Origin of the sequence: Streptomyces sp. NPDC091272, from assembly GCF_044757485.1 — a bacterium.
In the GTDB taxonomy this organism is placed as follows: Bacteria; Actinomycetota; Actinomycetes; order Streptomycetales; family Streptomycetaceae; genus Streptomyces.
On the sequence record NZ_JBIVVC010000001.1, the window covers coordinates 82,950 to 109,814 of the forward strand.

Sequence of the window (26,865 nt, forward strand, 5' to 3'; positions counted from 1 at the left end):
CCAGTCCGACCACCCTCGACGCCTCCTCTACCCCTGCACGGCGAGGACCAGCGGAAACACCCCCTCCGCGCCGGCCCGCCGCAGCATCCGCGCGGACACGGCGAGGGTCCAGCCTGTGTCGGACAGGTCGTCCACCAGCAGCACCGGGCCGCCTGCCTGGGTGAGTGCCTGCGCGAGTTCCGCCGGTACGGTCAGTGCCTGGTGCAGCGAACGGACCCGCTGAGCGCTGTTGGCCTTCGGCAGCGAGGACCCGGCGGACTCCGGGGTGTACTCCAGCGAACCGAGGAACGGCATCCGGCCCACCTCCGCGATGCGCGTCGCCAACGACCCTACGAGTCCGGGCCTGCGGTGCGACGGGACCGAGACGACGCCCACCGGCCGCGGGGGTGCGTCCGGCGACCCGGAGGCCCATCCGCCGGGCCCTTTCGCCCAGTCCGCCAGCACGGTCACCACCGCCTGGACCACATCATCCGGAACCGGCCCGTCCGGGGCCTGGTCGGCCAGCATCGGGCGGAGCCGGTTGCCCCACCCGATGTCGGAGAGCCGGCCGAGCCCCCGCCCGGCAAAGGCGATTTCGCCCTGCGGGATACGCCCCTTGAGGTCGACCCCCACGGCCGGCAGTCCCGTCGGCCACATCTTGCGCGGCTCCACCTCCACCCCCGGGCGCCCGAGTTCGCCGCGGGCCGCGTCGAGAGCGGCCGCCGACACCTTGCCGTCGAACCTGGCGCCCGCGCAGTTGTCACAGCGCCCGCAGGGGGCAGCGAGCTCGTCGTCCAGCTGACGCCGGAGGAACTCCATGCGGCAACCGTCCGTCGCCGCGTACTCCCGCATGGCCTGCTGCTCCGCCTGGCGCTGCCGGGCGACCCATTCGTACCGCTCGGCGTCGTACACCCACGGCTGTCCCGTGGACGTCCAACCACCCTTGGTGCGGTGCACCGCGCCGTCCACGTCGAGGACCTTGAGCATCGCTTCGAGCCGGGTGCGCCGCAGATCCACCATCGGCTCCAGCGCGGGCAGCGAAAGCGGCTTTGACGCCTGCGCCAGGGTGTCGAGCGTGCGCCTTACGAGCTGCTCCGGCGGGAAGGAGACGGAGGCGAAGTACTTCCAGATCGCCTCGTCCTCCTTGCCTGGCAGCAACAGCACCTCGGCGTGCTCCACACCGCGGCCCGCGCGGCCCACCTGCTGGTAGTAGGCGATCGGGGACGACGGCGAGCCCAGGTGCACCACGAATCCGAGGTCGCTCTTGTCGAATCCCATGCCCAGCGCGGACGTCGCGACCAGCGCCTTCACCCGGTTGGCCAGCAGGTCGTCCTCGGCCTGCACGCGGTCCGCGTTCTCCGTGCGGCCCGTGTACGAGGCGACCGTGTGCCCGCACTGGCGCAGGTACGCGGTGACCTCCTCGGCGGCGGCCACGGTCAGCGTGTAGATGATTCCCGAGCCCGGCAGCTCGTGGAGGTGGTCGGCCAGCCAGCCCAGTCTGCTTGCCGCGTCGGGGAGCTGCAGCACGTTCAGACTGAGGCTTTCCCGGTCCAGCGGGCCGCGCAGGACCAGGGCGTCGGTGCCCGCTCCCGTGCCCAACTGCTCGGCCACGTCGGCGGTCACCCGGGAGTTGGCGGTGGCGGTGGTGGCCAGTACCGGGACGCCCGACGGCAGTTCGGCCAGCATGGTGCGCAACCGCCGGTAGTCGGGGCGGAAGTCGTGCCCCCAGTCGGAGATGCAGTGTGCCTCGTCGACCACCAGGAGTCCGGTGGCGGCGGACAGCTTGGGCAGGACGTTGTCGCGGAAATCCGGGTTGTTGAGGCGCTCGGGGGAGACGAGCAGGACGTCGACCTCGCCCGCCGCCACCTCGGCCTGGACGGTGTCCCACTCCTCCTGGTTGGAGGAGTTGATGCTGCGCGCCCGGATGCCGGCCCGTGCGGCGGCCTCCACCTGGTTGCGCATGAGCGCGAGCAGCGGGGAGACGATCACGGTCGGGCCGCTGCCCCGGGCTCTCAGCAGGGAGGTCGCCACGAAGTAGACGGCGGACTTGCCCCAGCCGGTCCGCTGGACGACCAGCGCCCTGCGCCCGTCCGCGACAAGCGCCTCGATGGCTCGCCACTGATCCTCGCGCAACCGGGCCGTGCCGTCGGGGTCCGCGACGAGGCGAGCGAGCACAGCGTCCGCCTCGGCCCGGAGCTCCGCGCGGTCGGGTGCGGTCGCGGGGGTCGAAGGGATCGGAGCGTCCGCGGGCAGCGGGACGTCGGCGGACTCTGCGGCGTTTGCTGGATCTGAGGCGTCTGGGTGGGTCATGCCCCCATGCAACCCGATGGCACCGACATCGGGCGAACCCACCGTCCCGCCTGTGGATAACTTTATCCACAGGGGTGGCGCACCAGACTCGGAACAGTGGAACGTAGCGGCATGAGCACGAACAGTGACGCCCATGGGCCCCACGACACCACCGACGTGTCCAACGACGACAGTTCCCACACCACCGCACAGGCGGACGAGCAGCAGGTCACACTCCGTGGCCCCGCTCAACTCGCCGACTGCCTGCCTTACCTGCTCGGTTTCCACCCCACCGACTCCGTGGTGCTGGTGGCACTGCACGGCCGCAACGGCAGGTTCGGCGGCCGGCTCAGGGTCGGCATTCCCCAGTCGCCGCGGGAGTGGGCGCCGGTCGCCACCCACCTCGCCGAATGCCTGATGGCCAACAGTGAACGGCGGGGCGCCCGTCCGGACGGCGTTCTCGTCTTCCTCTGCCAGGATCCCGCGGCCGGGCAGACCGGCAGGCAGGTGATGGAGCGGCTGCGCACCTTCGCCCAGCGGTTGCGGACGGCATGCGGCGCCCTCGACGTGCCGGTGCTCGAAGCGCTGTGCCTCTCGGGCGGGCGCTTCTGGTCCTATTGCTGTCCCGACGGACGCTGCTGCCCGCCCGAGGGGACAGGCCTCGCCCTTCCCGGTACGTCGGTGATGGCCGCAGCCGCCGCGTACGCCGGCATCCAAGTCCGGGGCAGCCTGCGCGAGATGGAGGAACGGCTCTCTCCCGGGGCACAGGATGCGGCCACCCGCCGGGCCCGGGTGCGTGCCCTGGACAGCGCGAGCAACGCCGTGGTGCCGAGAATTCTGAGCGACACCGGTCGTGCGCAGGTGGAGAAGGAGGCCCTCGATCTTGCGCGGGTGCTCATCCGGCGGCTGGCCCAGGCACCTCCGGCGAAGGGGTCCTGGGCGGAGGCCGACAGCTTCGACGACGATCTCGTCAGTGACGAGGAGGCCGCCGTTCTCATCGTGGGGATCCAGGACCGGGACACCAGGGACCACGCCGCGGAGTGGATGGAGGGCCCGGAAGCCGTCCACGCGCTACGGCTCTGGCGTGTCCTTGCCCGGCGGTGCGTCGGGGCGTACGTCACCTATGCGGCGCCCCCGCTCAGCCTCGCGGGCTGGGTCGCCTGGTCCACCGGCGACGAACCGGGGGCCCGGGTCGCTCTGGGACTCGCGCTCCAGGCCGACGAGCACTACACCTTCGCGCAGTTGCTCCACCAGGCGTGCAACGAGGGCCTCGACCCCGAGCAGTTGCGTGTGTGTCTGCGCGGGGACCGCTCCGTGCGGAAGCGTGCCGCGAGCGCCCGGCCCGGCCTGCGTAAAGGGCGAGGCCGCCCGTCGGCCCGCCCGCGGTCCGGGGTGGATGCGCGATCAACAACCCGCGCTCGGTCGGCAGCGCGGGAGCGGCAGGCCCCCGGAAGCGGGCGCGGAAGCGGACTCCGGTCCGCTGACGGGAACGGGCCCGGGGGCAGCGGCGGGCCGGCGACACGAAACGGGTCGCGAGAGGGGAGGGACCGCGTCCGTCCCGCCGGCGTGACCGGCCCGTGGCCAGGGCCGTCGGGGGAGCAGGGCGGCACACGCCGCCGCGAGACGCCGCGACGGCCCCGACGGGGGACAAGGAGCGGACGATGAACGTTCCGGGCGTACGACGGGAGTGCTCCATGCGACGGGCGAGCCTGAAAGCGCCTCGACGGGCGCGTGATGCGCGTGAGGTAGACGCGCCGCAATGGGCGCGTGATGTGCGAGGGGCGGATGCACCTCGTCGGGCGCGTGTGGCGCGTCCGCCCACCGGTCTCGGCGGCGTCGCCGAGCTCGCCGCTTTCGCCAGGCCCCCCGGCCGTGACCCCGTTGCCCGTGCCGCCGTTCACCTGAGTGGCGGCACCGCACACACGGCGTCGCCACAACCGCCATCGTCCTCCGGAGTACAGAGAAGGCACCGTATGGCCCTCACCGTCCCGCCGTCCTCCGCAGTGCGCGGCCTGCCCGCGCAGTCCCGTCGGTCCTCACCCGCCTCCGCCTCCACCAGGGGAGGCGCTCCGGGACCGGGGGGCTTGGCCGACCTGCCCGCGGTGCACACGATGATCGTCTGCGCGGACCTGCCCTCGTTGGCCGTCTCCGCCGAGCACGGCCAGTTGACCGGGCGTGGTCTGGAAGGTTTCTACCAGGCCGGCCGCAGGCTGCTGTCCCGCTGTGTGCTGCGCGTGGCGGGCCGTGAACCCGTGCCGGTGCAGGGCAGGTTGGCGGCGGCCGACCGCGCGCGGTTCATGGCCGTGGTCCGAACGCCTGGCGACATCGGTCCCGACCCCGGCGTCGCGGTGGAGCGGATCAGGACCGCGGACGGCACCGAGCGCATCACCTTGTGCAACTCCGCGCCCCGGCCGCTGCGGATTTCGGTGGAGATCACCCTGGGCACGGATCTGGCGGACCTGGGCGCGATCGGTGCGGGCCGCCCGGGTCCCGAACTGCCCGCCAGTGTTCACGGTTCCGGACTGCGCTGGACCACCGGAGGCACGCACGCGCAGGTGAGCGCCGACCCTCCGCCCGATGACGCCCTCGCCTCGGCAGGCTTGCTGCGTTGGGAGATGGAGCTGCCGCCCGGCGGCTCCCGCACCATCGAACTGCGGGTCAGGACCGAGCGCGTCGTGCGCTCGGCGGGCAGGACGGGTGGTTGCCCTCTGCCTGAGGTGAGTGCCGAGGGCGACGACCCCAGGGTGGGGGAACTGCTCCGCACGAGCGTCGACGACCTGCGCTCCCTGCTGATGCGAGATCCCGCCCACCCCTCGGACATCTATCCGGCGGCAGGCGTCCCGTGGCGCTGCGGCCTGGCCCCCGCCGAGGCGCTCTGGGCGGTCCGGATGGCGCTGCCGCTCGGGACCCGGCTGGCGGCGAACACGCTGCGTACGCTGGCCCGTACCCAGGAGGCCCGCAGCGGTCGCATCCCCGGCCCGTTCCGCGACGCGGGACCGCATCTGCCTGCCGGCTGCACAGGGGTGGAGGCCACCCTGGCCTTCCCGGTGGTGCTTGCGGAGGCCCGACGCTGGGGTTTGCCCGAGCAGGACCTGGCGGAGTTGCTGCCTGCTGCCGAGGGCTGCCTGGACTGGCTGCGCAGCGCGGCTGGTGGCGGCGTTTACGTGGTCGACCCCGGCTCCGGCGGACTGCGGCGGGCCGAGACCCAGGCCCATGCGCACCGGGCCGCTCTGCTGGGTGCGGACCTGCTGGAGTCCTGCGGACGCCCCGGAGCCGAAGGCTGGCGACAGTGGGCGGCCGACCTGCGCAGGGCCTTCCGCGAGGAGTTCTGGCTCGACGACCGCGCGGGCGGCCGGCCGTCGGCCGCCCGTACCGGTGACGGACGGCACGTGCCCCACCTCGACGGTACGAGCGTGCATCTGCTGGACACGGGACTGCTGGGAGCCGGGCAGCTGGCGCCAGGTCTGCTGGACAAGGTGCAGACAGAACAGCTGGTCCGCCTGCTCGGCGGCCCTGCCATGGATTCGGGGTGGGGGCTTCGAGGCCTTGGAGCCAGGGAGGTGGCGCACAACCCGTTCGGCCATCGCAGTGGCGCGGTGCGGGTGCACGAGACGGCCGTCGCGGTCTCCGGACTCGCTGCCGCCGGATACGAGAAGGAGGCCGGCTCGCTCCTGCGCGGACTGCTGGACGCGGCGGCTGCCTTCGACTACCGGTTGCCGGAGATGTTCGCGGGGGAGCAGCGCACCGCCGACAGCACCCCGCTGCCGCACCCTGCCGCGTGCCGCCCGGCAGCGGTCTCGGCCGCCGCCGGAATTCATCTGCTCTGCACTCTCGTAGGCATCCGGCCAGACGCTCCCGCCGGCACCGTCCGACTGGTCCCGGTCAGCAGCGCACCCCTTGGTGCGCTGCGGCTCTCCGGGCTGCGGGTCGCGGGTGAGGCCTTCGCCGCGCGCGTCGGCCGACTCGGCCTCGGCATGGTGGAGGAGGCGGCGGACAGCCTTCAGCTAGGTGGGTGAGGCACGGGACGCGGCAGCGGGGGAGAGGCTCGTGGGGACTGTTTATCGTCAGGAAGACGACTATGATCACGGCATGTCGCCCTACGATCCGTCGGCCTTTCCGCCGTTCGCCGTCACCGTGGATCTGGCCGTGCTCACCGTGCGTCGGCACGCGCTCTGCGCCCTGGTCGTACGCCGTGGGGAGCAGCCGTTCCAGGGGCGGTGGGCACTGCCGGGCGGTTTCGTCCGGGCCGATGAGGACCTTGCGACGGCCGCGGCCCGCGAACTCGCCGAAGAGACCGGACTGAGCGCCCTGTCCGCACCCACCGGGCACGAACCCCTCGCCGCGGCCCCCGGCAACGGTGCCCACCTGGAGCAGCTCGCCACCTACGGCGATCCGGGACGCGACCCCCGGATGCGGGTGGTGAGCGTCGCTCATCTGGCGCTCGCACCCGACCTGCCCGCCCCCCGCGCGGGCGGCGACGCGAACAGCGCACGCTGGGCCCCGGTGGAGTCGTTGCTCGGCCACGCGGACTCGTTCGCCAGGGACGAGGACCAGGCGGCCCCGCTCGCGTTCGACCACGGACAGATCCTCGCGGACGGCGTCGAGAGGGCCCGCTCGAAAATCGAGTACTCCTCGCTCGCCACCGCCTTCTGCCCGCCGGAGTTCACCGTCGGGGAGCTCCGGCGGGTGTACGAGGCGGTGTGGGGCGTCGTTCTCGATCCCCGCAACTTCCATCGCAAGGTGACGGGGACCCCGGGGTTCCTCGTCCCCTCCGGCGGTACGACGACCCGTCAGGGGGGTCGGCCCGCACAGTTGTTCAGGGCGGGAGGGGCGACCGTGCTCAATCCCCCCATGCTGCGTCCCGAGGTCTGAGGGACACCCCCTTCCGCGGCACCGTTCCGTGCGGCGCGCTCGCTTCGTCCGGCCCCCCTCATGCCCCGCGCGTGGGCCGTGCGACGGCCGTTCTGACACCCGCACCTTCTCGCGCTGCGCAAAAAGTCCAAAATGTCGCGTTATCTTGCTTCGATACCGGCCTCTTCCGCCTCACCCCCCACCGCCCGCGGGAGCTGCGGCACACGCGGGAGACGCAAGAGACGCGAGGGAAGCGATGCTCCAGGCCATCGGACTCACCAGCACGGCACGCCGGGCCCGTCGGCCCGCCGTGGACGACCTGTCCTTCGAGGCCATGCCGGGCGAGGTCACCGCCCTTCTCGGCGCCCCGGGCTCCGGCCGGACCACGGCGCTCCGCCTGATGCTCGCCCTCGAACAGGGCCGTGGCGCCACGTACTTCAGAGGCCGCCCACTGCACCGCATCGCCCACCCCGCCCGAGAGGTGGGCGCCCTCCTCGGCGACGTCCCCGGCCACCCGGCACGCACCGCCAGGGGGCAGCTCCGGATGCTGTGCGCCGCCGCCGGGGTACCCGCCACGCGCGCCGACGAGCTGCTCGAAATCGTCGGCCTCACCGGCCTGGGCAATCAGCGTCTCGGGAACCTCTCCCTCGGTATGGACCGCAGGCTCGGGCTCGCCTCCGCCCTCCTGGCGGACCCGCACACGCTGATCCTCGACGAGCCCGCCGCCGGTCTCTCGCCCCGCGACAACAGCTGGCTGTACGGACTGTTGCGCGCCCACGCCGCACATGGCGGCACCGTTCTGTGCACCACGGGTGACCCCAAGGAAGCCGCCCGCACCGCCGACCGTGTCGTTACCCTCGTGGAGGGCCGACTCGTCGCCGACCAGGCGGCGGTGGACTTCGCACGCACCCGGCTGCGTCCGCGCGTCACCGTTCGCACCCCCCAGGCGCTGCGCCTCGGCGCGCTCCTCAACAAGGAGGCGAGGGCGAACCGGCATTCCGTGGAGGTGGTGCCGGAAGGCGGAAACCATCTCTCCGTCTACGGAAGCAGCTGCGCGGAGATCGGCGACACCGCTTTCCGGCACGGCGTGCTCCTGCACCAACTGGCCGACGAGATCGGCGACATGGGGCCGCCTGCCGCACGGATCGGGCGGCCGGCGAATCCGTCCCCCGTACCGTCCACCGAGCCCCGCCCGCACTCCCCAACAGTCCCCACGCCGACCCCGCCGCCGAGCCCCGAGCCGGTACCCGCCTCGGCGACCTCCCCGGCGCCCAGTACCGCACCCGCGACCACTCCACGGCCGAGCCCCGCACCCGAGAACACTCCACGGCCGAGCCCCGCACCCGAGCCGGCATCTGCCTCCGCGACCGCCCCGGAGCCGCACCCCGGGCCAATCCCGGTACCGGTGCCCGGTCTCGCGGTGGGGCCGGGGCAGAGCCCCGTGTCCACCCGGCTGCCGGTCCCCGCGCCGGGGCCCGCGGCCGATGATCCGCTGCCGCGTCCCGCCCGTAGCCCTCTCCGCCCTCTCCGGTACGAACTGCGACGCGCCTTCGGGACCCGGAGCGCCCTGCTGGTCCTCACCGCGGTCCTGGGCATGTCCGCGGCTCTCTGCGCACTGCTCACCCACAACGGAGCCGCATCTCTGACGACGGCCCTCGTGGCCTGGCCCGGTCTCCTGCCGCTGCCGCCGGCGGCCTTCGGGGCAGGGCTGCTCGGTGCGCTCGCCTTCGGTGACGAGTACCGCTACCCGGCTCTCGCCGCGTCCCGCGGCACCTCACCCCGGCAACTTGGGTTGCTGGTGGCCAAACTGACCGTGTCTGCGGGTACCGCACTCGCCCTCGCGGGCCTCACGGTCTGCACCGACTTCCTGTTCCTTCGCCTGCTGTACGGGGCGGAGTTGACACCGCTTCCCGCCGGGCTGCTCGGCGCGGCGGCGCGTTGGGCCGCGCTGTGCGTCGGATGCGCCTGGGCCGGGCTGCTCGGCGCCGGGGCCTTCCGGGTCACGGCGGCCGGGGTCGCCGCGGTTCTGGCCGTACCTGTCGCCGTCGCGCCCGCGGTGCAGCACCTTCTCACCAGCCCGGCAGTCCGTTCGATGGCCGGACTCCCGAGCAGGCTGCGGGAACTGGTGTGGCTCCGGCTTCCCGGCGAGCTGGATCAGTGGCTGCTCGCTGCGATGCACCTCGTCGCCCAACCCGTCGGGGTGGCCATGACGTTGTCGCTCCCTGCGCTCCTGTGTGCGTATCTGTTCACCGGGCTTCGCCGTAAGGCCCGTTGGTGAGCACATTGGGTCGGAGAGACTTCGAATCGCCCACAACTCCCCTTGGAAAGCCCAATTCTTTCCGATAAGGCGTCAATTGCAGGGAGGGCGGTGATCACCCTTTCGTGTGCTTTTCACCAAAGACCTCAAGGGGCAGCGGAGTCCCGCCGACAACTCATCCGTGAGTACCCTTGCGCACACCATGATGACCGCCGCCCGCCCCGTCGACTCAGGTCTCGCCGGGCCTGGCGAACTCGACCGTTACCCCTACGGGGACACCCCCGGGGCCGACCGTGTCGGCCCCCTCGGCTGGGACAGTCCGGAATCAGACCTGGGCCGGGTCGGCCGCCGAGCGGCCGGGAACCGCGGCCGCGGGCTGCACGGCCAACTCGTCCAGCAGCTTGGCCAGATGATCGTCTCGGGCGACCTCGGGGCCGACCGCCCGCTCGTGCCGGAGGAGATCGGCCAGCGTTTCGAGGTCTCGCGCACGGTTGTCCGTGAGTCGCTGCGCGTGCTTGAGGCCAAGGGCCTGGTCAGCGCCCGTCCCAACGTGGGTACCCGCGTCCGACCGGTCAGCGACTGGAACCTGCTCGACCAGGACATCATCGAGTGGCGCGCCTTCGGACCCCAGCGGGACGACCAGCGGCGTGAACTCGTCGAGCTGCGTTGGACGATCGAGCCGCTCGCGGCCCGCCTCGCCGCCGGGCACGGCCGCGAGGACGTACAACGACGCCTCTGCGACATGGTGGAGATCATGGGTCACGCCCTTGCCCAGGGCGATTCCCTCACCTTCTCCAGGGCCGATGCCGAGTTCCACTCCCTGCTGATCCAGCTCGCGGGAAACCGGATGCTTGAGCACCTTTCCGGCATCGTCTCCGCCGCCCTCCAGGTGTCCGGCGGCCCGATCTTCGGCTGTGACCGTCCCACCGACGTATCCCTCTCCCACCACGCGCGCATCGCGGACGCCCTTGCGGCCGGCGACGGCCAGGGGGCCGAGTCGGCGATGCGGCAACTCCTCACAGTGCACCCGGAAGTGGAGCGTGTCGTTCCCGCACCCCGTGAGCACTGACGGTGCGTCACCCCTGAATGTCCGCCGCCCGGAGGGGGCGTACGGAACACGTGTCGCCGGGCCCCACGGGTTCGGCGACACGATTGTTGGGCACCCGCCCTTTGTGCGGGAGTTCGTTGCGAATCGGATGTGACTCGGGCCACGAAGTCGGGGCGTAACGCTCCTGGGGATCCCGCGATGACCTAAGAGGTGAGAGCCGGGGAGGAAAGCGGATGCCGCTCGCGGCGCCGCGGAGAGCCCCGGACCCTTGCCAGGTCCGCCGGTACACCCCCAGCCGGTGGTCGTCGGCTCAGGCCCTGACGGGCGGGGTCGGACGCCAATTCCATCGTTCCGAGAGGTTGTCCGTGTCGGCCAGCACATCCCGTACGCTCCCGCCGGAGATCGCCGAGTCCGAGTCTGTGTTGGCGCTCATCGAGCGGGGAAAGGCTGATGGGCAGATCGCCGGCGACGACGTGCGTCGGGCATTCGATGCTGACCGCATTCCGCCGACCCGGTGGAAGAACGTCCTGCGCAGCCTCAATCAGATCCTTGAGGAAGAGGGTGTGACGCTGATGGTCACTGCCGCGGAGCCGCCCCAGCGTGCCCGCAAGGGCGTCCAGGCGAAGAGCCCGGTGAGGGGTGCCGTACCCCGGACCTTCGCCGCAAGTGCCGCCGCCCCCCGGGTCGTTGCGGCAACGGCCGCCCCGGCCGCCGACGCCGTGAGTGTCGTCACGGCAGACGCCTCCGCGGGGGAGGGGGCCGTCACCGAGGAGACGGCCGTCGCACCGGCCGGGAAGTCGGCCGTGAAGAAGACGCCGGCGAAGAAGTCCGCCGCCAAGAAGACCGCCGTCAAGAAGACGACGGCGAAGAAGACCGCGGCGAAGAAGGACGAAGCGGCCGACGGGCAGTCCCAGGACGCGCAGTCCAAGCCCGGCGATGAGGAGGAGAGCGCCGAGACCGGGGAGGCCGGGGAGGCGAAGGGTTTCGTCCTCTCCGACGACGACGAGGATGACGCACCCGCGCAGCAGGTCGCGGTCGCCGGCGCCACCGCCGACCCGGTCAAGGACTACCTCAAGCAGATCGGCAAGGTGCCCCTCCTCAACGCGGAACAGGAGGTGGAGCTCGCCAAGCGCATCGAGGCCGGTCTGTTCGCCGAGGACAAACTCGCCAACTCGGACAAACTCGCGCCCAAGCTCAAGCGCGAGCTGGAGATCATCGCCCAGGACGGCGGCCGGGCCAAGAATCACCTGCTGGAGGCGAACCTCCGCCTCGTCGTCTCCCTCGCCAAGCGCTACACCGGCCGCGGCATGCTCTTCCTGGACCTGATCCAGGAGGGCAACCTCGGCCTGATCCGTGCCGTCGAGAAGTTCGACTACACCAAGGGCTACAAGTTCTCGACGTATGCGACCTGGTGGATCCGGCAGGCGATCACCCGCGCGATGGCCGACCAGGCCCGCACCATCCGTATCCCGGTGCACATGGTCGAGGTCATCAACAAGCTGGCTCGCGTCCAGCGCCAGATGCTCCAGGACCTGGGCCGCGAGCCCACCCCCGAGGAGCTGGCCAAGGAACTCGACATGACCCCCGAGAAGGTCATCGAGGTCCAGAAGTACGGCCGCGAGCCGATTTCCCTGCACACTCCGCTGGGCGAGGACGGTGACAGCGAGTTCGGTGACCTGATCGAGGACTCGGAGGCCGTGGTCCCGGCCGACGCGGTCAGTTTCACGCTTCTGCAGGAGCAGTTGCACTCGGTCCTCGACACCCTCTCCGAGCGCGAGGCGGGCGTCGTCTCGATGCGTTTCGGGCTCACCGACGGTCAGCCCAAGACGCTGGACGAGATCGGCAAGGTCTACGGAGTGACGCGTGAGCGCATCCGCCAGATCGAGTCCAAGACGATGTCCAAGCTGCGCCACCCGTCGCGTTCGCAGGTGCTGCGCGACTACCTCGACTGAGCGAGACCGCTGTTCTTTCTGGGCCCGGCTACGTCCGTACGAGCGATCTCGCCGTGCCGGACGCGGCCGGGCCCGCTGCGTGCGCGGGTGCGAGGCGCCGAAAGGTGGATGACTCTGGGTGTTCGGAGTTCACCACTGAGTAAGGAGGACGCATGCGTCGACCCATCACTCGATCACTGATAGGTGCCCTGACCCTGACCGCTGCAGCGGCGGTGGCACCCCTCGCGGCGCCGGGCCCGGCCGCCGCCGACGGAGTGGTCATAGGCGGGCAGGCTGTTCGGGTGGCGGACAGCCCGTGGGTGGTGGCGCTGTCCAGCCGTGACCGGTTCGGGGGTACGAGGGCGGGGCAGTTCTGCGGGGGAGTGGTGGTGGCGCCGACAAAGGTGGTCACGGCGGCGCACTGCCTGACCCAGGACGTGCTCGGTGCGCAGCTGGGTGAGGTGAACGACCTGACGGTCATCGCGGGTCGCGGGGAGCTGCGGGGGAGTGACGGGCGGGAGATCGCCGTGAGCGGGACCTGGATCAACCCGTCGTACGACCCCGGGACGAACTCCGGCGACGTCGCGGTGCTGACTCTGGACGCCGCGCTCCCCAAGAGCTCCGTGCTCCGCATGGCGAGCGAGGGAAGCAGCGCGGCGGACCCGGGGGTGGCGGCGACCGTGTACGGCTGGGGTGACACCACCGGAGGCGGGTCGTACGCGGACTCCCTGAGAGCCGCGCAGGTGCAGGTACTGCCGGACGACGCGTGTGCGAAGGCGTACCCCGGGAACGCGGACGGAACGTATCTTCCGGCCACGATGCTCTGTGCGGGGGACCCGGACGGTGGTCACGACGCCTGTCAGGGGGACAGTGGCGGTCCGCTGGTGGCCAAGGGGCGGCTGATCGGGGTGGTGTCCTGGGGCAGCGGCTGCGGAAAGGCGGAGAGCCCTGGGGTGTACACGCGGATCCCGGCACTGGCACGGATCCTGGACCAGCAGAGCTGACGGCGAGGCCGTTCGACGGCGCGGCTGCGGCCCTGGCACCCCGGTGGGGTGTGCGGGGCCGCAGTGCGGTCCTGGCACGGGCGACCCCTGCCGGTCAGACGCACCGGCACCGGCCGTTATGTCGAATATATGTACGAGTGGGTGACTGTCAGGCGTACGGACGCGTACGTACGTGGCCGTCGGGTGCATTCGTGGCCACGCGGACGCGAGCGACGAGAACGGGCGGCCTCCCCCGCACACCCGGGGGAAACCGCCCGTCGACCGGTCTGGCACCGGTCCTCGGCTCGTCGTGGACGCTCTTAGGGCGTCAGCTTGGACGCTCTTGGCGCGTCAGTGTTCGTCGTCCTCCGAGGACGAGGGGGAGACCGTCAGCCGGTCCGTCTCGTCCTGTATTTCCGAGGCGATCTTCTTGAGCTCGGGCTCGAACTTGCGACCGTGGTGGGCGCAGAAGAGCAGTTCGCCACCGCTGGCCAGGAGAACGCGCAGATATGCCTGGGCGCCGCAGCGATCGCATCGGTCAGCGGCCGTCAGGGGGCTCGCGGGGGTCAGAACAGTAGTCACGTCGCCTCTTCTCTAGCTCGACGAGCTGTCGTACCAGGGTCAACATCCAACCAGGCCGAAAACGTTCCCGCTCGTGGCTTTTCCTTGAAACTTCTTCCGAAGGTCTTCCGGAGTGGTTGTCTGTTGCCGGTTGGCGGCGAATGAGCCGTATTGCGTCGCTTTACGGTTTCGCGTTGCTGGCTTGTCTTGGGGTGGTGTCCGTCCGGCTGGGTTGCCGGCTTGTTGATGAGGACGTGCCCGGAGCCTAAATGGTTCATGCCCGGAAGGGAACGTGACATGTGCTTCACTCCATCGAGGGATCGAACACGTGTACGCAACTGGACTAGCATGAGATTTCCCGGGTGGGGCGTTACACCCGCTCTACCAGGCCCCGTTACCCTCTGAGCGGCGACCGACGCCGACCCCGTACCCCATCGGGGCCCATTTGAAATTCAGCGAGGAGCGAACCGCGTGACCGCCGATACGACCGTCCCGTCCACCGCACTGCTGAGCGGCGCGGACCGTGACGGTTCCAATTACACCGCGCGGCACCTGCTCGTCCTCGAAGGCCTTGAGGCGGTCCGCAAGCGCCCCGGCATGTACATCGGGTCCACCGACAGCCGTGGCCTGATGCACTGCATCTGGGAGATCATCGACAATTCCGTCGACGAGGCCCTGGGCGGTTACTGCGACCGCATCGAAGTGATCCTGCACGAGGACGGCTCCGTCGAGGTCCAGGACAACGGCCGCGGCATCCCGGTCGACGTCGAGCCCAAGACGGGCCTGTCCGGTGTCGAGGTCGTCATGACCAAACTGCACGCCGGTGGCAAGTTCGGCGGTGGCTCCTACGCGGCCTCCGGCGGTCTGCACGGCGTGGGCGCCTCCGTGGTGAACGCGCTCTCCGCGCGCCTCGACGTCGAGATCGACCGCAACAGCTCCACGCACGCGATCAGCTTCCGCCGCGGCGTCCCCGGCATCTTCACCGAGTCCGGTCCCGACTCCCCCTTCGACCCCGGCAGCGGGCTGCGCAAGAGCAAGCGGGTGCCCAAGACCCGCACCGGCACCCGGGTGCGCTACTGGGCGGATCGGCAGATCTTCCTCAAGGACGCGAAGCTCTCGCTGGACACGCTGTACCAGCGGGCCCGCCAGACGGCCTTCCTCGTCCCCGGCCTGACCATCGTGGTCCGGGACGAGCGTGATCTTGAGGGTGTGGGCAAGAGTGAGGAGACGTTCCGCTTCGACGGGGGCATCAGCGAGTTCTGCGAGTACCTCGCGCAGGACAAGGCGATCTGTGACGTCACGCGTCTGACCGGGCAGGGCAGCTTCAAGGAGACCGTGCCGGTCCTCGACGACCGCGGTCACATGACCCCCACCGAGGTCACCCGCGAGCTGGCCGTGGACATCGCCCTGCGCTGGGGCACCGGGTACGACACCACGGTCAAGTCCTTCGTCAACATCATCGCCACCCCCAAGGGCGGCACCCACGTCTCGGGCTTCGAGCGCTCCCTGACCAAGACGGTGAACGAGTCGCTGCGCTCGGCCAAGCTGCTGCGTGTCGCCGAGGACGACGTCGTCAAGGACGACGCGATGGAAGGCCTCACCGCGGTCGTCACCGTGCGGCTGGCCGAGCCGCAGTTCGAGGGCCAGACCAAGGAGGTGCTCGGCACCTCGGCGGCCAACCGCATCGTCGCGGCGGTGGTGGCCAAGGAGCTCAAGGGCTTCCTGACGTCCACCAAGCGTGACGGCAAGGCGCAGGCCCGCACGGTGATGGAGAAGATCGTCGCCGCCGCCCGCACCCGGATCGCCGCCCGCCAGCACAAGGACGCCCAGCGTCGTAAGACGGCCCTGGAATCGTCCTCGCTGCCCGCCAAGCTGGCCGACTGCCGCAGCGACGACGTGGAACGCAGCGAGCTGTTCATCGTCGAGGGGGACTCCGCGCTCGGTACCGCCAAGCTGGCCCGGAACTCCGAGTTCCAGGCGCTCCTGCCGATCCGGGGCAAGATCCTCAACGTTCAGAAGGCGTCCGTCTCGGACATGCTGAAGAACGCCGAGTGCGGGGCGATCATCCAGGTCATAGGAGCAGGCTCGGGCCGGACCTTCGACATCGACGCCGCCCGCTACGGAAAGATCGTGCTGCTGGTCGACGCAGACGTCGACGGCGCCCACATCCGGATCCTGCTGCTCACCCTCTTCCAGCGCTACATGCGCCCCATGGTCGAGGCCGGCCGGGTCTTCGCCGCCGTGCCGCCCCTGCACCGCATCGAGCTCGTCCAGCCCAAGAAGGGCCAGGACAAGTACGTCTACACCTACTCGGACAACGAACTGCGCCAGACCCTGCTGGAGTTCCAGCGCAAGAACGTCCGCTACAAGGACGACATCCAGCGGTACAAGGGCCTCGGCGAAATGGACGCCGACCAACTCGCCGAAACCACGCTCGACCCCCGTCACCGCACCCTGCGCCGGATCAACATCGGCGACCTCGACGCCGCCGAGCAGGTCTTCGACCTCCTGATGGGGAACGAAGTAGCCCCCCGCAAGGAATTCATCACCAGCGCCGCAGCGACCCTGGACCGCTCCCGCATCGACGCCTGACCGAGTCTGTCCCGGGCGCCGGGCTGCGCGGCGCCGGGTGGGGCCGGGGCGCGCCGCGCAAGCTCGTCCCGGGGTGCGCGCCAGCCGGGTCGGGCGGGGCGCCGCCAGGTCGGCCGGGGCCGGAGTCAACCCGTGGGTGGAGGGAAAAGCTCCACCCAGGCTCCGATCCGGGGCGTCCCACCGATCCGTAATGTCGACGGCATGGGATCGCAGACGACGCAGTCGAGCGGCGGGTTCACCGCCTGGCCCTCCACGGAGGAGCTGTCGCGGCTCGGGGTGCCCCGGGTGCGGATGGCGATCGACATCGCCCTGTGGCTGGGGATGGGTCTGTGGATCCTCTGGGAGGCGTACGACTCCGGGGTGTTCCAGGGGGTGGCCCTGGTGGTGCCGCCGCTCGTCCTGGTGGCTGTCACCGGGGCGGCTGAGCTGTACGACCGGCAGACCGTACGGCACCGGCTGCTGCCCTCACTCGCGGTGCTCGGGACGGTGACGCTTGTGGCCGTCGCGTCGCACCTGGTGGGGGCGCCCGATCCAGGCGCCGTCCTGCTGATCATCTGCGGGGTGCAGGCCACGGTGCGACTGCCGCTGGCGGTCGGCCTGCCGGCGGGAGCGGCAATCGTGAGCATGCACGCGGTGCTGAGCGAGGTGAGTGCCAGGGAGCAGGCGGTGGTGACCTGCGGGGTCCTGGCCATCGGATACATGCTGCGGCTCGATGCGCAGGCACGCGGCTCCGGCTTCCGGCTCCTGGCGCAGGAGCGGGCGGCCCGCACGGCCGAGGCCGAGTCCGCGGCCCTCGCCGAACGGGCGCGAATAGCCAGGGAGATACACGACGTACTCGCCCACAGCCTCTCCGCGCAGATGGTGCACCTGGAGGCGGCCCGGCTGCTGATCGAGCGGGAGCCGCAGGGCGCATTCCGAGACGGAGTGCTGGAACGGGTCGTCGCGGCGCGGGGGATGGCCCGCGAGGGGCTCGCGGAGACCCGTCAGGCGCTCTCCGCGCTCCGAGGGGACATGGTGCCCGTCGAGGACTATCTGAGAGAGCTGGGGGCCGTGGAGCGGGCCGAGATCCAAGTGTCGGGGGAGCGGCAGAAGTTGACGGCCGACGCATCGCAGGCGGTGCGGCGGGTGGCCCAGGAGGCTCTCACCAACGTCCGTAAACACGCCCCGGGGGCCGCGGTCAGGATCCTGCTCGCGTACGGGCCGCGCGCAGTCACCCTGGAAGTACGGGACTGGGGCCGGCCCGGTGCGCGGGGCGAGCTGGCCGCAACAGGCGCCGGATACGGTCTGCTGGGAATGCGGGAGCGGGCGGAACTGCTCGGGGGCACGCTGGAGGCGGGCCGGGAGGGGAAGGGGTTCGTGGTGAAGCTCCGGATGCCGGTGTGAACAGACCCGAGGACGCGCCGGACAGCGCGGTGCGGGTGCTCGTCGTCGACGACCAGGCGATGGTGCGCGAGGGGATTGTGCTGCTCCTCGGACTGCTGCCCGGTATCGAGGTGGTCGGCTCGGCGGGGGACGGTGAGGAGGCCGTCGAGATGGTCGCCGTCCACGCGCCGGACGTGGTGCTCATGGACCTGCGGATGCCCCGCTGCGACGGGGTGGAGGCGACTCGCAGGATCCGCGACCGGCACCCCTCGACACACGTCGTGGTGCTCACGACGTATGCCGACGACGACTGGCTGTTTCCCGCGCTGAGGGCCGGCGCGCGCGGTTACCTCACCAAGGACGCAGACGGGGAGGAGATCGTAAGGGCGGTGCAGGGCGTGATGTCGGGGCAGGCGGGGCTGTCCCCGGGGGTGCAACGACGGCTTCTCGACCGGGTCACCGCGCCGGATCCACCGGCGCCTCGCCCCGACGAACTCCCCGACGGGCTCACGCCACGGGAGGCCGAGGTGCTGGTGCTGATCGCGGAAGGGCTGCCCAACGCGGAGATCGCGCGGACCCTGCACATCGGCCAGGCCACGGTGAAGACACACATCAACAACCTCTTCGCGAAGACCGGGGTGCACGACCGGACGCAGGCCGCTCGGTACGCCTACCGGGAGGGCCTCGCCGCACCTCCGGCCGCGGGCGCATCAGGTGTGGGTGTCACCTAATGGGGTGAAGAGAGGGGATTGCCGGGCCGACGATCTCTCCTGTCTGCCCATCCTGGGGCGCGCGGACCAATCCGGCCGCGGACAAGGAGATTTGTTCGGTGGAGAAGCACGAAGGGCGCGACGCCGCAGCGATGCGGATCGACGACCCGTGGTACGACGCGCTCGCCTCCGGCTGGGGCGAACTGGACGGCGCGGGCGCCCCGGCGCACACGCTGCCGCCCGCGCCCGCCGTCCCGGCGCGCGAGCAGAGCGCCGCCGACATCTACCTGGAGGTGCAGAGCAGTGCGGCCTTCCAGGAAGTGCGCAGTCGCTACCGGCGGTTCGTCGTTCCCGCGACTCTTGCCTTTCTCGCCTGGTACGTCGCTTACGTCGTCGCCGCGACCGCGGCTCCTGGGCTGATGGCCCGCCCGGTTGCCGGAGCGGTCAATGTCGCGATGGTCGCGGGGCTCGGACAGTTTCTCTCCACGTTCGTACTGACCTGGGCGTACGCCAGGCACGCCAGGCTCCGACGGGACCGGCTCGCGTTGGAATTACGTTGGGACACACAGGAGTTGACCAGGCTGTCCGGCTCTGCTGGGTCGTCAAGTGCTGTCATCCCGTCTAACCTGTCGAACCCTGCCGACCCGGCGAGGCATGTCGCGCTCGACGGGCCCGCCGGGTCTGGCGGGGCAGGCGGGACGGCCGGGGCTCCCGGGACGCTCGGGACGGTTGGTCCGGCAGGGCGGCTCGGAGAGGCCGGGGGGTACGCCCGGTGAATCAGGGACACCAGACCCTGGCGCTGCTCCTGTTCAGCGCGTTCGTGACGACCACCCTGGCGATCACCACGTGGGTGAGCCGCAACCGGCACGGTTCCGCGGAGGAGTTCTACGTCGGCGGACGGCTGTTCTCGCCCATGGAGAACGGTTTCGCCATCGCAGGCGACTACATGTCGGCCGCCTCCTTCCTCGGTATCTCCGGCCTCATCGCCCTCTTCGGCTACGACGGCATGCTCTACTCGGTCGGTTTCCTGGTGGCCTGGCTCGTCGTGCTCTTCTTCGTCGCCGAACTGGTGCGCAACTGCGGCCGGTTCACCCTCGCCGACGTGGTCGTCTCCCGGATGCGGGAGCGTCCGGTGCGGATCGCGGCGGGAACTTCCTCGGTCACCGTGTCCGTTCTCTACCTGGTGGCCCAGATGGTCGGAGCGGGTTCTCTCGTCGGCCTGCTGCTCGGCGGCAGCAGCGGGGCGGCCCAGACCTGGACGGTCATCGGCGTCGGCGCGCTGATGGTGATCTACGTGACCCTGGGCGGGATGCGCGCCACCACCTGGATCCAGATCGTGAAGGCCGTCCTGCTGATGCTCGGCGCGCTCACGCTCACCGTGCTCGTCCTGGTGCGCTTCCACGGCGACTTCAACCAGCTCCTGGCCACCGCGGCGGACCGCAGCGGCCATGGCAAGGATTTCCTCGCGCCGGGCCTGCGGTACGGCGGCGACTGGACCGCGCGCCTCGACTTCATCAGCCTCGGCCTCGCGCTGGTTCTGGGCACGGCGGGACTGCCGCACATCCTGTCGCGCTTCTACACCGTGCCCACCGCGCGGGCCGCCCGACGCTCGGTGGTCTGGGCGGTCGGCCTCATCGGCAGTTTCTACCTGATGACCATCGTGCTCGGCTTCGGTGCGGCAGCCGTCCTCGGCTCCGACCGGGTACGGGAATCCAACGCGGCGGGGAACACGGCGGTCCCCCTGCTCGCCCACGACCTGGGCGGCGGCGCGGGCTCCACGGGCGGAACGGTTCTCTTCGCGGTGGTCGCCGCGGTCGCGTTCGCCACGATCCTCGCCGTTGTCGCCGGCATCACCCTGGCCTCTTCCGCGTCCGTCGCCCACGACCTCTACGCGTCGCTGCGCAGCAGGCGCAAGCGTGCCAAGCAGTACAGCGAGGTCGCGGTCGCGCGAGTCGCCGCGGGGGGCATCGGGGTGGTGGCCATCGCCCTCGGCCTGCTCGCCCGGGACCTGAACGTGGCGTTCCTGGTGGGTCTGGCCTTCGCCGTGGCCGCCTCGGCCAACCTGCCGGTGCTGCTCTACTCGCTGTTCTGGCGCGGCTTCACGACGCGTGGGGCCGTCTGGTCGGTCTACGGCGGACTGATCCCCGCCGTGCTGCTCGTGATTGTGTCGCCGGTCGTGTCGGGCAGTCCCGAATCGCTTTTCCCCGGCGCCGACATCCAAATCTTCCCGTTGCAGAACCCCGGTCTCGTGTCGATTCCGCTCGGCTTCCTGGCGGGCTGGCTGGGGACCGTCACCTCGTCCGAGCCGCCGGACGAGGCCAAGCACGCGGAGACGGAGGTGCGGTCGCTGACGGGGGCGGGGGCGGCCTAATCGCCTCCACCGGGTCCACCGCTGGGCCCTCCGCCGGGTCCACCACTGCGTACTTCGCCGGGTCCGCCGCCGGGCCCGCCGGGACCTCCGCCGGGCCCGGGTGCCGGAGCCGCCGACCCGGGGTGTAGCGCTTCCGGGGGGCCAAAGCGCGATGTTCTCAGGTCCGGGTGCGATACCGCCGGGTCCGGGTCCGGGTCCGGGTCCGGGTCCGGGTGCAACGCCTCGGGCAGTACGACCGAGAACTCCGCGCCGCCGCCCGGCGCCTCGGCGACCCGTACGCTCCCGCCCTGCCGCTCGGCCAGCCTCCGTACCAGCGCCAGGCCCAGCCCCCTCCTGCCGTGGGCCGGCAGCTCCTTGGTGGTCCAGCCCTCGGTGAAGATCGTCTCTCGTCGGTCGGCCGGTACTCCCTGCCCGCTGTCCGTCACCCGCAGTACGACCTCCCGCTCCCGGGCGTGCAGTGCGACCTCGACGAACGCGCCCGGTGACCCGGCCGAGGCGTCCAGCGCGTTGTCCACCAGATTGCCGACCATCGTCACCAGCCCGCGTGGATCCACCAGCCGGTCCGGCAACAGCGTGCCGTCCGCCGGGCGCAGCACCACCGCACGTTCCGCCGCCACGGTGGCCTTCCCGACCAGGAGCGCGGCCAGCAACGGGTCGTGGACGCGGTCGGTGAACTCCTCGGCCGTGGCCCGGCGCCCCCCGGCCACCTCCGTAACGAAGTCGGCGGCCTCCTCGTACATCTCCAGTTCGAGCAGGCCCAGGAGGGTGTGCAACCGGTTCGCGTGCTCGTGGTCCTGGGCACGCAGGGCGTCGATCAGTCCGCGGGTGGAGTCGAGCTCCCGGCCCAGTTGCTCCAGCTCGGTGCGGTCGCGCAAGGTGGCCACCGCGCCGCCGTCGTCCGTCGGCATCCGGTTGGCGACCAGCACCCGTGGCCCCCGCACGGTCAGCAGATCCTCGCCGGAGACCCGGCCCGTCAGCACGTCGGCGGTGCGGCCCTCGCCCAGCACCTCGTCCAGCGGTCGGCCGGTGGCCTCGCCGCCCACGCCGAGCAGCCGCTGGGCCTCGTCGTTGATCAGGCGCACCCTGCCCCGGGAGTCGAGGGCCACCACGCCCTCCCGGATGCCGTGCAGCATCGCCTCGCGCTCGGTGAGCAGCGCCGCGATGTCGGAGAAGGCCAGGTCATGGACCTGACGCTGGAGGCGGCGGGAGATGAGGTACGCGGCGAGGGCGCCCACCGCGATGGCTCCGCCCGCGTACGCGAGCAGTCCGGGGATCGCCGACAGCAGCCGGCCGCGCACGGTGTCGTACTCGATCCCGACCGAGACGGCGCCGACGACCCGGCCACGTTCGTCACGCAGCGGGACCTTGCCGCGTGCGGAGCGGCCGAGGGTGCCGCTGTCGATCTCCATCACCTCGCCGCCCGAGAGGGCGCCGCTGGGATCGGTCGACACGACACGGCCGATCTGCGCGGTCGCCGTGTGCGACCAACGGACTCCTCGCCGGTCCATGATCACGATGTATTCGGCGCCGGTCGCCCGCCGGATCCGTTCCGCCTCCCGCTGCACGGGCCCGCCGGGCTCGGCGGGTGAGGCGAGCAGCGTGGCGGCGGTACGCGGCGACGCGGTGGTCTGCGCGATGGCCAGCGCCCGCCGCATCGCCTGGTCGTCGAGCTGGTCGCCGAGGGGGGCGAGAAAGAGGCCGGTGGCGAGAACGGTGACGCCGGTGGCAATCGTCAGTTGCATCAGCAGGAACTGGGTGACGACGCGCTGCGGCCAGGAGATGCGCATGAGTACGAACGGTAGACGCACGGGGCACGGGCCCGTCCAGCGCGTCCGCTGTCTCCGCCGGGGCATCGGGACGCGTTCGGCGCGGCCGGTGGGAGCGTGGCCTCCAGGAGCGCGGTCGGCAGGAGCGCGGCCCGTAGAAGCGCGGCCCCTCAGCGTCTGCCGTCCGTACCCGAAGGCAGTGCTCATCTACGATCGGGGGATGTCCAGGCAACAGATTCCCGTCGTCGTCCTTGCAGGGTTCCTGGGTTCGGGGAAGACGACTCTGCTCAACCATCTGCTCAAGCGGAGTCGCGGCACCCGGATCGGGGCGATCGTCAATGACTTCGGGGCGATCGAGATCGACGCCATGGCGGTGGCCGGGCAGCTCGGGGACTCCACCGTTTCCCTGGGCAACGGGTGTCTGTGCTGTGCCGTGGACGCGAGTGAGCTCGACGTGTACCTGGGGAAGCTCGCGGAGCCAGGGGCGGGCATGGACGTGATCGTCATCGAGGCGAGCGGGCTCGCCGAGCCGCAGGAACTGGTCAAGATGCTGCTCGCCAGCGAGAACCCGCACGTGGTGTACGGCGGGCTGGTCGAGGTGGTGGACGCGGCCGAGTTCGGGGCCACCCGGCAACGGCACCCGGAGATCGTGCGGCACCTGGCCGTCGCCGACCTGGTCGTGCTCAACAAGACCGACCGGGTGGGGCAGCAAAAACGCGACGCCCTGCGAACGGAGTTGACCGGCCTCGGCGCTGGATCGGTGATCTGCGCCGAGTACGGGCGGATCGACCCCGAGGTCCTCTTCGACCGCCGTGGCGACGACCAGCACCGCGCGGATGGCTGGCAGCTGAGTTTCGAGGACCTACGGGCGGAGGCCGAGGGCGGGGAGGAGGAGCACGAAGGCCATCTGCACGCCACGTACGAGAGCGTGGACTTCGTCTCCGACGTACCGATGGACCCGCAGCGGCTGATGCGCTTCCTCGACGAGCGGCCCGAGGGCCTCTACCGGATCAAGGGGTACGTGGACTTCGGCGCCGGCGACGTGCGGAACAGGTACGCGGTGCACGCGGTGGGCAGGTTCCTGCGGTTCTACCCGGAGCCGTGGGGGAACGGCGAGGAGCGCCTCACGCAGCTCGTGCTCATCGGATCGGGCACGGACAGCGAGTCGCTGCGTGCGGAGCTGCGGGACTGTGTCGCGACGGGCCCGACGCCTGACCTGGCGACGGCCCCGCCGGCGACCGGGGACGTGGAGACGGAAGCAGGCGACCCGGGTTCCGAGCCGGACACCCCGGGTGACCGTGCCATGTGGGGCGTGCTGCGTTACGTGGAGCAGCCAGATGAGCAGCCAGATGAGCAGTCCGATGAGCAGCCCGATGAGCAGTCCGATGGGCGGGACACGGCCGGACCCCCGTCCCTGGCCTGACCCACCCGGCGGGAGCCGCACCCGGCCAGCCAGAGCCCGGCCGCGGCGAAGCGGCACCGAGGACGCGCCGACGCGCACCCGGCGACCCCGGCCGGGACCGCCGCGCTACCCCGGCCGGGACCGCCGCACGCACCACCGCAGCCGGGACCGCCGCGCCACCCCGGCCGTGCCACATGCCGCCGCCCCGGGCCCCCGGGCTATCCCGCCCCCGGGCCCCCGCGCTCCTCCGCCCCCGGGCTACACCGGCCCCGCCAGCGCCGCCACCTGCTTCGGCAGGGGGACGCCCGAGCCGTCCCTGCGGGGGTCCGGGGCCGGGAGGTCGACCGGGGTGCCGTTCTTCTGGGCCGCGCGGGCCGGGGCAGGGCCCGCCCAGGCCAGCATCAGGATGTCCTCGCCCCGCAGGAACCGCTGGCAGCGCACTCCGCCGGTGGCCCGGCCCTTGCGCGGGTACTGGTCGAACGGGGTGAGTTTCGCGGACGACTCGGCGTCGCCGAGCAGGGTGCCCTTCGAGCCCGCGACGGTGAAGACCGCCGCGTCCGCAGCCGGGTCCACCGCGCTGAAGGCGATCACCTTGGCGCCCGCGCTCAGCTTCACGCCCGCCATACCGCCCGCCGGGCGTCCCTGCGGGCGGACCTGCGAGGCCTGGTAGCGCAGGAGTTGGGCGTCGTCCGTGATGAAGACGAGGTCCTCCTCGCCGGTGCGCAGTTCCTGCGCGCCGACGATGCGGTCACCGCCCCGCAGGGAGATCACCTCCAACTCGTCCTTGTGGGAGGGGTAGTCGGGCACGACCCGCTTGACGACGCCCTGCTCGGTGCCGATCGCCAGTCCGGGTGAGGACTCGTCGAGCGTGGTCAGGCAGATGAGTGTCTCGTCGCCTTCGAGGGACAGGAACTCCGCCATCGGGGCCCCGCCCGACAGGTTCGGCGCGGACGCCGTGTCGGGAAGCTGCGGCAGATCGATGACGGAGAGGCGGAGCAGGCGGCCCGCCGACGTCACCGCGCCGATGTCACCCCGGGCCGTCGCGGGGACCGCGGAGACGATCACGTCGTGCTTGGTGCGCCGTGCGTCGTCGAGCGCGAGCGGTTCGCCGTTGGGCGTACGGGCGAGCAGTCCGGTGGACGAGAGCAGCACGCGGCACGGGTCGTCGGGGACTTCGAGCGCAACGGTGGCGACGGCTGACGCACCGGACTCCAGCAGCACCGTGCGCCGCTCGGTGCCGAACTTCTTGGCCACCGCGGCCAGTTCCGCCGAGACCAGCTTGCGCAGCTCCGCGTCCGAATCCAGGATGCCGGTCAGCTCGTCGATCTCGCCGTTCAGCCGGTCGCGCTCCGACTCCAGCTCGATGCGGTCGAACTTGGTCAGCCGGCGCAGCGGGGTGTCCAGGATGTACTGCGTCTGGATCTCGCTCAGCCCGAAGCGCTCGATCAGCCGTTCCTTGGCCTGCGCCGAGTTCTCGCTGGAGCGGATGAGGCGGATGACCTCGTCGATGTCGATGAGCGCGACGAGCAGGCCCTCGACCAGGTGCAGCCGGTCCCGGCGCTTGGTGCGGCGGAACTCGCTGCGTCGTCGTACGACCTCGAAGCGGTGGTCGAGGTAGACCTCAAGGAGCTCCTTGAGGCCGAGGGTGAGCGGCTGACCGTCCACCAGGGCCACGTTGTTGATGCCGAAGGACTCCTCCATCGGCGTCAGCTTGTAGAGCTGCTCCAGGACGGCCTCCGGCACGAAGCCGTTCTTGATCTCGATGACCAGGCGCAGGCCGTGCGACCGGTCGGTGAGGTCCTTGACGTCCGCGATGCCCTGGATCTTCTTCGCGCCGACCAGGTCCTTGATCTTCGCGATCACCTTCTCCGGGCCGACGGTGAAGGGCAGTTCGGTGACGACGAGCCCCTTGCGGCGCGCCGTGACGTTCTCCACGGCGACCGTGGCGCGGATCTTGAAGCTGCCGCGGCCCTTCTCGTACGCGTCCTTGATGCCGGTCAGGCCGACGATCCGGCCGCCGGTGGGCAGGTCGGGGCCGGGCACGAAACGCATGAGCGTGTCGAGGTCGGCGCCCGGGTGCTTGATCAGGTGGCGGGCGGCCGAGACGACCTCGCCGAGGTTGTGCGGCGGCATGTTGGTGGCCATGCCGACCGCGATCCCGGTGGCGCCGTTGACCAGCAGGTTCGGGTACGCGGCCGGCAGCGCGACGGGCTCGCGCTCCTTGCCGTCGTAGTTCGGGTTGAAGTCGACCGTGTTCTCGTCGATCGACTCCGTCATCAGCGATGTCGCGTCGGCCATCTTGCACTCGGTGTAACGCATCGCGGCCGGCGGGTCGTCGTTGCCGAGCGAGCCGAAGTTGCCGTGCCCGTCGACCAGCGGCAGCCGCATGGAGAACGGCTGCGCCATGCGGACCAGCGCGTCGTAGATGGACGCGTCGCCGTGCGGGTGCAGCTTGCCCATCACCTCGCCGACGACCCGGGCGCACTTGACGTACCCCCGGTCGGGGCGCAGGCCCATCTCGTTCATCTGGTAGACGATGCGGCGGTGCACCGGCTTCAGGCCGTCCCGCGCGTCCGGCAGGGCGCGCGAGTAGATCACCGAGTACGCGTACTCGAGGAAGGAGCCCTGCATCTCGTCGACGACGTCGACGTCGAGGATCTTCTCCTCGAACGCCTCGTCAGGCTGCGGGGTCTTCGTGCTGCGGCGGGCCATCGCGGCTGCGGCTCCTTCTCACTGTTCGACGGGCGGTTGCTGGGTTCGTGG

General features: G+C 71.1%; 16 protein-coding genes and 1 pseudogene. 13 read left to right on the forward strand and 4 right to left on the reverse strand.

The features are described 5' to 3' along the window. Positions 1 to 27 precede the first annotated feature (27 nt). Entirely contained in the window at positions 28 to 2,289 is a 2,262-nt protein-coding gene (locus tag ACIQM4_RS00325; RefSeq protein ID WP_401583855.1) for a RecQ family ATP-dependent DNA helicase, read from the reverse strand. Between the two features lie 111 nt (positions 2,290 to 2,400). Between ACIQM4_RS00325 and ACIQM4_RS00330 the strand changes: the two genes are divergently transcribed. The 7 genes from ACIQM4_RS00330 to ACIQM4_RS00360 all read left to right on the forward strand — a co-directional run bounded on the left by ACIQM4_RS00330 (position 2,401) and on the right by ACIQM4_RS00360 (position 13,359). Continuing rightward, positions 2,401 to 3,933, forward strand: a complete 1,533-nt coding sequence (locus tag ACIQM4_RS00330) for a DUF4192 domain-containing protein (RefSeq protein WP_401583857.1) — start codon at positions 2,401 to 2,403, stop codon at positions 3,931 to 3,933. Positions 3,934 to 4,241: 308 nt separating this feature from the next. Next, positions 4,242 to 6,284 carry a glycogen debranching N-terminal domain-containing protein gene (locus tag ACIQM4_RS00335; RefSeq protein ID WP_401583860.1) on the forward strand — a complete coding sequence of 681 codons (2,043 nt, stop codon included), beginning with the start codon at positions 4,242 to 4,244 and terminating at the stop codon, positions 6,282 to 6,284. Between the two features lie 73 nt (positions 6,285 to 6,357). Next, positions 6,358 to 7,140 carry an NUDIX hydrolase gene (locus ACIQM4_RS00340; RefSeq protein ID WP_401583863.1) on the forward strand — a complete coding sequence of 261 codons (783 nt, stop codon included), beginning with the start codon at positions 6,358 to 6,360 and terminating at the stop codon, positions 7,138 to 7,140. A gap of 235 nt (positions 7,141 to 7,375) precedes the next feature. Beyond that, positions 7,376 to 9,397 (forward strand): ATP-binding cassette domain-containing protein, encoded by a 2,022-nt coding sequence (locus ACIQM4_RS00345; protein ID WP_401583866.1) that lies wholly within the window; start codon positions 7,376 to 7,378, stop codon positions 9,395 to 9,397. Between the two features lie 160 nt (positions 9,398 to 9,557). Next, entirely contained in the window at positions 9,558 to 10,445 is an 888-nt protein-coding gene (locus ACIQM4_RS00350) for a FadR/GntR family transcriptional regulator (RefSeq protein ID WP_401583868.1), read from the forward strand. 344 nt (positions 10,446 to 10,789) lie between these two features. Continuing rightward, on the forward strand, positions 10,790 to 12,376 hold the full coding sequence (locus tag ACIQM4_RS00355) for an RNA polymerase sigma factor (protein WP_401583871.1): 1,587 nt from the start codon (positions 10,790 to 10,792) through the stop codon (positions 12,374 to 12,376). Between the two features lie 152 nt (positions 12,377 to 12,528). After that, on the forward strand, positions 12,529 to 13,359 hold the full coding sequence (locus ACIQM4_RS00360) for a S1 family peptidase (protein ID WP_401583874.1): 831 nt from the start codon (positions 12,529 to 12,531) through the stop codon (positions 13,357 to 13,359). Positions 13,360 to 13,689: 330 nt separating this feature from the next. Here the strand turns inward: ACIQM4_RS00360 and ACIQM4_RS00365 are convergent, their stop codons facing one another. Next, the gene (locus tag ACIQM4_RS00365) at positions 13,690 to 13,920 is read right to left on the reverse strand and encodes a hypothetical protein (RefSeq protein ID WP_401583876.1); all 231 of its coding nucleotides are present in this window, start codon (positions 13,918 to 13,920) and stop codon (positions 13,690 to 13,692) included. Positions 13,921 to 14,370: 450 nt separating this feature from the next. Between ACIQM4_RS00365 and ACIQM4_RS00370 the strand changes: the two genes are divergently transcribed. The 5 genes and pseudogenes from ACIQM4_RS00370 to ACIQM4_RS00390 all read left to right on the forward strand — a co-directional run bounded on the left by ACIQM4_RS00370 (position 14,371) and on the right by ACIQM4_RS00390 (position 20,934). Next, positions 14,371 to 16,491: a type IIA DNA topoisomerase subunit B gene (locus ACIQM4_RS00370; protein WP_401583878.1), complete on the forward strand. Its 2,121-nt coding sequence runs from the start codon at positions 14,371 to 14,373 to the stop codon at positions 16,489 to 16,491. Between the two features lie 201 nt (positions 16,492 to 16,692). After that, entirely contained in the window at positions 16,693 to 17,874 is a 1,182-nt protein-coding gene (locus ACIQM4_RS00375; RefSeq protein WP_401583881.1) for a sensor histidine kinase, read from the forward strand. Positions 17,875 to 17,933: 59 nt separating this feature from the next. Further along, positions 17,934 to 18,584 carry a response regulator gene (locus ACIQM4_RS00380; protein WP_401585976.1) on the forward strand — a complete coding sequence of 217 codons (651 nt, stop codon included), beginning with the start codon at positions 17,934 to 17,936 and terminating at the stop codon, positions 18,582 to 18,584. A 131-nt stretch (positions 18,585 to 18,715) separates the two neighbouring features. Then, positions 18,716 to 19,159, forward strand: a pseudogene (locus tag ACIQM4_RS00385) (DUF485 domain-containing protein); the annotation flags it as partial. 176 nt (positions 19,160 to 19,335) lie between these two features. Then, positions 19,336 to 20,934, forward strand: a complete 1,599-nt coding sequence (locus tag ACIQM4_RS00390) for a cation acetate symporter (RefSeq protein ID WP_401583884.1) — start codon at positions 19,336 to 19,338, stop codon at positions 20,932 to 20,934. On the opposite strand, the gene ACIQM4_RS00395 is transcribed toward ACIQM4_RS00390, so the two are convergent. Next, positions 20,931 to 22,721, reverse strand: coding sequence for an ATP-binding protein (locus ACIQM4_RS00395; protein WP_401583887.1), 1,791 nt, complete (start codon positions 22,719 to 22,721; stop codon positions 20,931 to 20,933). The genes ACIQM4_RS00390 and ACIQM4_RS00395 overlap by 4 nt on opposite strands. Positions 22,722 to 22,920: 199 nt before the next feature. On the opposite strand from ACIQM4_RS00395, the gene ACIQM4_RS00400 reads away from it, so the two are divergent. Continuing rightward, positions 22,921 to 24,123 carry a CobW family GTP-binding protein gene (locus ACIQM4_RS00400; RefSeq protein WP_401583889.1) on the forward strand — a complete coding sequence of 401 codons (1,203 nt, stop codon included), beginning with the start codon at positions 22,921 to 22,923 and terminating at the stop codon, positions 24,121 to 24,123. A gap of 237 nt (positions 24,124 to 24,360) precedes the next feature. Here ACIQM4_RS00400 and ACIQM4_RS00405 read toward each other — a convergent pair whose 3' ends face one another. Then, the gene (locus tag ACIQM4_RS00405) at positions 24,361 to 26,814 is read right to left on the reverse strand and encodes a DNA topoisomerase (ATP-hydrolyzing) subunit A (protein WP_401583892.1); all 2,454 of its coding nucleotides are present in this window, start codon (positions 26,812 to 26,814) and stop codon (positions 24,361 to 24,363) included. Between the last annotated feature and the right edge of the window lie 51 nt (positions 26,815 to 26,865).